Origin of the sequence: Dorea chungnamensis (assembly GCF_039832125.1) — a bacterium.
In the GTDB taxonomy this organism is placed as follows: Bacteria; Bacillota; Clostridia; order Lachnospirales; family Lachnospiraceae; genus JAFBIX01.
This window is the reverse complement of the sequence record NZ_JBDOHT010000020.1, coordinates 34,464-41,017: the sequence shown is the minus strand read 5'-3', so window position 1 is coordinate 41,017 and position 6,554 is coordinate 34,464. Positions and strand designations below refer to the sequence as shown.

Below are 6,554 nucleotides of genomic sequence, written 5' to 3'. Positions count from 1 at the left end.
TGGTAGCCTACATTATACACGAAAAAGGGGGTCATTGCTTTTTTATATGCAAAAAGTGGTGAAGTCCTTGAAAATATAAGGTTTTAAAGAAAAATAGGACTGTAAAACTTTACAGTACCGATCATAAGGAGGAAGACGAAAGATGAAAAACTTTATAAAAGAATTTAAGGAGTTTATCAGCCGTGGCAATGTCATGGATATGGCAGTAGGTATTATCATAGGCGGTGCATTTACCAGTATTGTGTCTTCATTTGTAGAAGATATCATCAATCCAATTCTTGGATTATTTGGAGGAATGAATTTTGACAAGCTGTCCTGGAATATTCTTGGTGAGGTGACCTTGAATTATGGAAAATTTTTAACAGCTGTCATCAATTTCCTGATTATGGCATTAGTACTGTTTATAATCATCAAAGCAATGAACAACGCTGCTGCAAAGTTTGCACCGAAAAAAGAAGAGGAAGAAGCGCCTGTAACGACAAAAACTTGTCCGTTTTGCAAAAGTGAGATTGCAATTGATGCACTTAGATGTCCACATTGCACTTCTGTGCTAGAGGAAAGTCCGGATTTAACATAGACTTAAACGTGATTTCATATAATAAAAATAATTCTACGATAAATTATCTTTATCAAAAGATATATTAAGTATTATATGAACCATGAAAGGATGTCTGTGTTATGCGTAAAGAGAGAAGAAACCGGAAACAGATTAAAAACGATATGATAAGGTACTATTCCAGCATGGAATCTAAAGTTGATCCAAAAGCAAAAGAAATATTTAAAAGAAAACCATATAAAGTAGCTTAGATTCAAAAATCTCCGTGACAAAATCACGGAGATTTTTTTTACATGAATTTAACATAGATTATAAATGCTCTTTTTGTAGTTGTGATATATGTAATACGATATAAACTTATACAATACTGATAAAGAAAGGTGTATACAATGGATAATATGTATATGAACAGAGAATTATCCTGGCTCAAATTCAATGAACGAGTACTGGAAGAAGCAGAAAATCCATCTGTGCCGTTATGTGAAAGGCTGACATTTATGTCAATCTATCAGACTAATATGGATGAATTTTTTATGGTGCGTGTGGGTTCACTTTTTGATCAGACATTGCTTCAAAAAGAAATCCGGGAGAATAAGACAGGGATGACTTCTCAGGAACAAGTAGATGCAATATTGAAGCAGACTCGTAAGACAGACTGCCGTAAAGAAGCTGTCTATGACGAACTCATGGAATGTATTGCAAAAGAAGGAATTCAAATTTTAAGATTCCAGGATATTGATTCCGAAGGATGCAAGTATCTGGAAAAATATTTTGATTCAGAGATCGCCCCACTAATTTCGCCAACTGTTGTAGGTAGACGGCAGCCATTCCCATTTCTTCGCAATAAAGAGATATATGCAGTTGTTGTGTTGGAAACAAAGAATAAAAAAGAAAGAATAGGTCTGATTCCATGTACCGGTAGTGTATTTGGCCGTATGGTCAATATTCCTGGCATGCAGGGAAGTTACATATTGACAGAAGAATTAATTTTACATTTTGTATCAAAAATATTCAAGGGCTATAAGATTAAATCAAAATCACTTATGCGCGTTACAAGAAATGCAGATATTGACGCGGACGCTCTGTATGATGAAGATCTGGATTACCGGGAATTTATGGTAGGTATCATTAAGCAAAGGAAGAAGTTGGCACCAATCCGTCTGGAGCTTTCAAGAGAAATGGATTCTTATGGCATCTCCCTTCTTTGTGATTATCTCGAATTAGGAAAGAATCATGTGTTCAAAACTTCAACACCGCTTGATCTTTCTTTTGTATTTCAGATACAAGATCTTCTTCGAAAAGAAACCAAACTGTTCTTCCCCAAAAGAACATCTCAAAAATCAGATCAGTTTCAGGAAGGAAGAAGTATCATAGAACAGATAAAAGAAGAAGATAAGCTTCTTTCTTATCCTTATGAATCAATTCGCCCTTTCTTACATCTGTTAAACGAAGCCGCAGAAGATAAAGATGTAGTTTCTATCAAGATGACTTTGTACCGTGTGGCAAAGCAAAGTAAAGTGGTAGAGGCATTGATCGAAGCTGCTGAAAATGGCAAAGAAGTAGTAGTATTAGTTGAACTTCGTGCGAGGTTTGATGAAGAAAATAATATTGAATGGTCCAGACGCCTGGAAAATGCAGGATGTCAGGTCATCTATGGACTCGACGGTTACAAAGTGCATTCAAAATTATGTTTGATTACCCGAAAGACCGATAAGCAGATTGAATATATTACACAGATCGGAACCGGAAACTATAACGAAAAAACTTCTAGACTTTATACAGATTTATCATTAATGACATCCAACGTGGATATTGGTATAGAGGCTTCTAATGTTTTTCAGGCACTTGCAAAAGGGGAAGTCACAGAAAAATCCGAACATCTTCTTGTAGCACCCAAATGTCTTCAGAATAAAGTTCTTGAGATGTTGGACGAAGAGATCGCACATGCAAAAAGTGGAGAGGAAGCTTATGCTGGTTTTAAACTGAATTCATTGACTGATAAGAAGATCATCGATAAATTAATAGAAGCATCCAGTGCCGGTGTTAAGATTGATATGATCATTCGAGGAATCTGTTGTCTGATTCCAGGAATTGAAGGAAAGACAGATAATATTCGTATTATCAGTATCGTAGGAAGATTTCTGGAACATTCCAGAATCTATATATTTGGATCTGGTGACCGAAGAAAATACTATATTGCATCTGCAGATTTTATGACCAGGAACACAGTAAGAAGAGTAGAAGTTGCGGCACCAGTCTATGCAGAGCATTTAAAAGAAGAATTGCAGAACATGTTTGATATTATGTTAAATGATAATCAAAAAGCAAGGCAATTGTATCCGGATGGTACATACCGGAGAGTAGAGAATGATCAGAAACCTCTTAATTCACAGGAAAAATTTTATGCAATGGCATATCATGAAGAATAGACACGAACAATGTTGAAACTTGCGAATTCTTTTTCTGTATAACAATAAAAAAATCCTGTACAATAATATCATATTTATTGAATGATAGGAGGATTTGATACAATGCAGGAAAAAGAAGTATCACTGTGCACGTGGATTCATCATATCGCGACAGTTACAGGAATATATGCCGGTTTATACCAGTTAATGACAAAGGAATTGAACTGTTGGAGAAAAGGAGGGCTGATTCTTTTTACATCGTTTCAGTCCTGGGCAGGCATTAAAATCCTTAGAGATGCTGTCACAGGTATTCCCAGATTTCGGCAGGTCTGTGACAGCATACATAATCTAACCAATGATTCAGGGCAAAGGCAAAGAATACTCTGGTTACTGACAATTGCCTGTATTTTTTATAAATGTATGATTCCTTGTCAGTTAGGTTCAAAGTGTTCCGTAAGAATAAAAAGGAGGCATGCATAATCTTCATACTCGCCACATAGATTATTATAAATTCTGCGAGTGGCATTTCTATGAAATCAAATAACGATCATTTCCTTCGAAATAAAATAGCTGAGTTATCCGAATTGCCAAAGGATGTTGTCATGGGAATGCCGGTATTGACTATCCTTGGACAAAATGAATTGTGTCTGGAGAATTATAGAGGAATTATTGAATACACAGATTCTTTAGTACGCATTCAGACAAAAACCGGGCAGATTCGCATCTTTGGAAAAAATCTACATGTCATCTATTATACGAACGACGAGATGAAGGTAAACGGACAAATTTTGTCCGTTGAATATCAGCATTAAAAAGGAGGATATTAAGTTGCTGCCAAAGATCATTCGATACATGAAAGGGTTTATTCGAATACGGGTCACCGGGTACTCAACAGAACGTTTCCTAAATGCATGCTGCCATAAAGGAATTTCGTTATGGGAACTACAGCCGGTGCAAGGCGCTTATGAAATGAATATTTCAATTCAGGGATTCCGACAGTTGAAACCGATTATCAGAAAGACTGGAACAAAAGTGGTAATTGTAAAAAGACTGGGGCTTCCTTTTTTTTTACACAAATATCACAGACGAAGATTTTTCATTGCAGGTGCTTTCATCTGTGTTTGCCTTACCATCTTGATGTCGCATTACATATGGAATATCAACATCACTGGAAATCAGACATATACAGATGATACATTATTGAAATTTCTTGCAGAAAAGAATGTTGCAAATGGAATGCCAAAATCCGAAGTTGATTGTGACCGAATCGTAAAAGATATTCGAAAAGAATATGATGATATCATCTGGGTATCTGCATCAATTCAGGGAAGCCGCCTTATCATTCAAATCAAAGAAAATGAAGATTCTATGGACACTTCTACGATCACATCAGATAATACTACAGAAATATTACCAACCGATATCATAGCTGATCACGACTGTGTTATTACAGAGATTATTTCAAGAAATGGTGTACCGGCTGTAGAAAAAGGAACCGAAGTAAAGCAGGGAGATATTTTGGTGTCCGGTCAGGTTCCTGTCACCGATGATTCTGGTGAAATAATCAGCTATCAATATTACGAAGCAGATGCCGACATTCGTGGACGGACCACAATTGTATATCAAGAAAAGATGCAGATGACATATGAAGAAAAGGAATATCTATCTGTAGAAAAAGAAGAATATCATCTAAGTATTGGTAATTATAGATTACGATTTGCATCTATCCATAATCAGTATGACTCATGGGAAATGCACGGTTGGGAAAAACAGTTAAAGTTTGGGGAAAACTTTTATCTTCCGGTTTTTTATGGAATCAGAGACGCAAAACCGTATAAATCAATCAATAAAAAATATTCAACAAAAGAAGTTCAACAGATATTATCCGATAAATTTGAGGAATATTGTAAGGATTTGGAGAAAAAAGGGGTAGAAATTATTGAGAATGATGTTAAAATATACACAGAGTCTGAAAAGGCCGAGGCACGGGGAACATTAACTGTTATTATGTCGATCGGCACCTCAGCTCCTTCTCAATTATTGGAGATTCCAGTGCAAGAAGAACAAGATGAGTCAGGAGAATAACGAATGGGATTAATGGAAGCAGTCATTGACATACCGGCTGAGCATGAAAAGAATGTATTTGGCCAATTTGATGCTTATGTAAAAAAAATCGAGCGGACACTTCACGTAACTTTAATTGCAAGAGGAGAAAGTGTAAAAATCATGGGAGATGCTGCCAATGTAGAAAGAGCACGAAATGTGCTGGGACAATTGGTGGAATTATCTCGCAGGGGCAACACCATTCAGGAACAGAATGTAGATTATACACTTGCTCTCGTTATGGAAGACAGTGAAGAGAATGTGTTAGAAATCGATAAAGATATTATCTGTCATACCTTACAAGGGAAACCTATCAAACCAAAAACTCTTGGTCAGAAGAAATATGTAGATGCAATACGAAAGCAGATGATTGTATTCGGCCTTGGACCGGCCGGTACAGGAAAGACATATCTTGCCATGGCAATGGCAATTACTGCTTTTAAAAATAATGAAGTAGGAAGAATCATCCTGACACGTCCGGCAATTGAAGCTGGCGAGAAATTAGGATTTCTTCCAGGAGATCTGCAGAGTAAGATTGATCCTTATCTTCGACCACTCTATGATGCCTTGTATCAGATCATGGGAGCAGAGAGTTTTATAAAGAATTCAGAAAAAGGACTGATTGAGGTTGCCCCATTGGCATATATGCGTGGCAGAACTTTAGATAATGCTTTTATTATTCTGGATGAGGCACAGAACACAACGCCAGCGCAGATGAAAATGTTTTTGACGAGAATCGGATTTGGATCTAAGGTTGTAATTACCGGAGATGCCACGCAGAAAGATCTTCCATCCGGACAGATATCTGGACTTGACGTAGCAACATCCGTTGTAAAAAATATTGATGATATAAGTATCTGCCATCTTACCAGTAAAGACGTAGTTCGGCATCCATTGGTACAAAAGATTGTAAAAGCATATGAAGAATATGAGAAACACGAGATTCAAAACCGTAACCGGTCAAAGAACAGAGAGAAGAGGCGAAGATCATGACACTGTATTTTGAAGAAGAAGGCGAAGTAAAGCTTCCGTTGGAATGTCAGCAGATTGCGCAACAGGTGGTTGAAGCTGCCTTAGATTATGTGGGATGTCCGTATGAGGCTGAAGTGAATCTCTTGCTTACAATGAATGAACAGATTCATGAGATGAATCTGCAGTTTCGTGGGATTGATCGTCCTACAGACGTATTGTCTTTTCCATTGATTGATTATCCAATTCCTGGTGAATTCGATTTTCTGGAAGAAAGAGATGATTGTTTTAATCCGGAATCAGGAGAACTTTCTCTGGGCGATATCGTTATCTCTAAAGAAAAGGTTCTGACTCAGGCAGAAGAATATGGTCATTCTGTGTTGCGAGAATATGCTTTTTTAATTGCTCATTCTGTGTTACACTTAACTGGTTATGACCATATGGAAGATGAGGAACGTCAGATTATGGAAGAAAAACAGAATGAGATCATGAATATATTAAATATTTTACGATAAGAT

General features: G+C 36.8%; 7 protein-coding genes. All 7 read left to right on the top strand.

Annotated features, from left to right (window positions below; translation table 11 throughout):
- Window positions 1-142 precede the first annotated feature (142 nt).
- The 7 genes from mscL (at window position 143) to ybeY (ending at window position 6,551) form a co-directional block, all read left to right on the top strand.
- Window positions 143-577: a large conductance mechanosensitive channel protein MscL gene (gene mscL, locus ABE613_RS13715; RefSeq protein WP_235234284.1), complete on the top strand. Its 435-nt coding sequence runs from the start codon at window positions 143-145 to the stop codon at window positions 575-577.
- 101 nt (window positions 578-678) lie between these two features.
- Window positions 679-807, top strand: a complete 129-nt coding sequence (locus tag ABE613_RS13710) for a hypothetical protein (protein WP_268826667.1) — start codon at window positions 679-681, stop codon at window positions 805-807.
- 138 nt (window positions 808-945) lie between these two features.
- Entirely contained in the window at window positions 946-2,985 is a 2,040-nt protein-coding gene (ppk1, locus tag ABE613_RS13705; protein ID WP_347376673.1) for a polyphosphate kinase 1, read from the top strand.
- A gap of 509 nt (window positions 2,986-3,494) precedes the next feature.
- Window positions 3,495-3,776, top strand: a complete 282-nt coding sequence (gene yqfC / locus ABE613_RS13700) for a sporulation protein YqfC (protein WP_235231424.1) — start codon at window positions 3,495-3,497, stop codon at window positions 3,774-3,776.
- Between the two features lie 16 nt (window positions 3,777-3,792).
- On the top strand, window positions 3,793-5,049 hold the full coding sequence (locus ABE613_RS13695) for a sporulation protein YqfD (protein WP_347376672.1): 1,257 nt from the start codon (window positions 3,793-3,795) through the stop codon (window positions 5,047-5,049).
- Between the two features lie 3 nt (window positions 5,050-5,052).
- On the top strand, window positions 5,053-6,060 hold the full coding sequence (locus ABE613_RS13690) for a PhoH family protein (protein WP_235231426.1): 1,008 nt from the start codon (window positions 5,053-5,055) through the stop codon (window positions 6,058-6,060).
- On the top strand, window positions 6,057-6,551 hold the full coding sequence (gene ybeY / locus ABE613_RS13685; protein ID WP_235231427.1) for an rRNA maturation RNase YbeY: 495 nt from the start codon (window positions 6,057-6,059) through the stop codon (window positions 6,549-6,551). Before ABE613_RS13690 ends, ybeY begins: the two co-directional genes overlap by 4 nt.
- The last annotated feature ends 3 nt before the right edge of the window (window positions 6,552-6,554 follow it).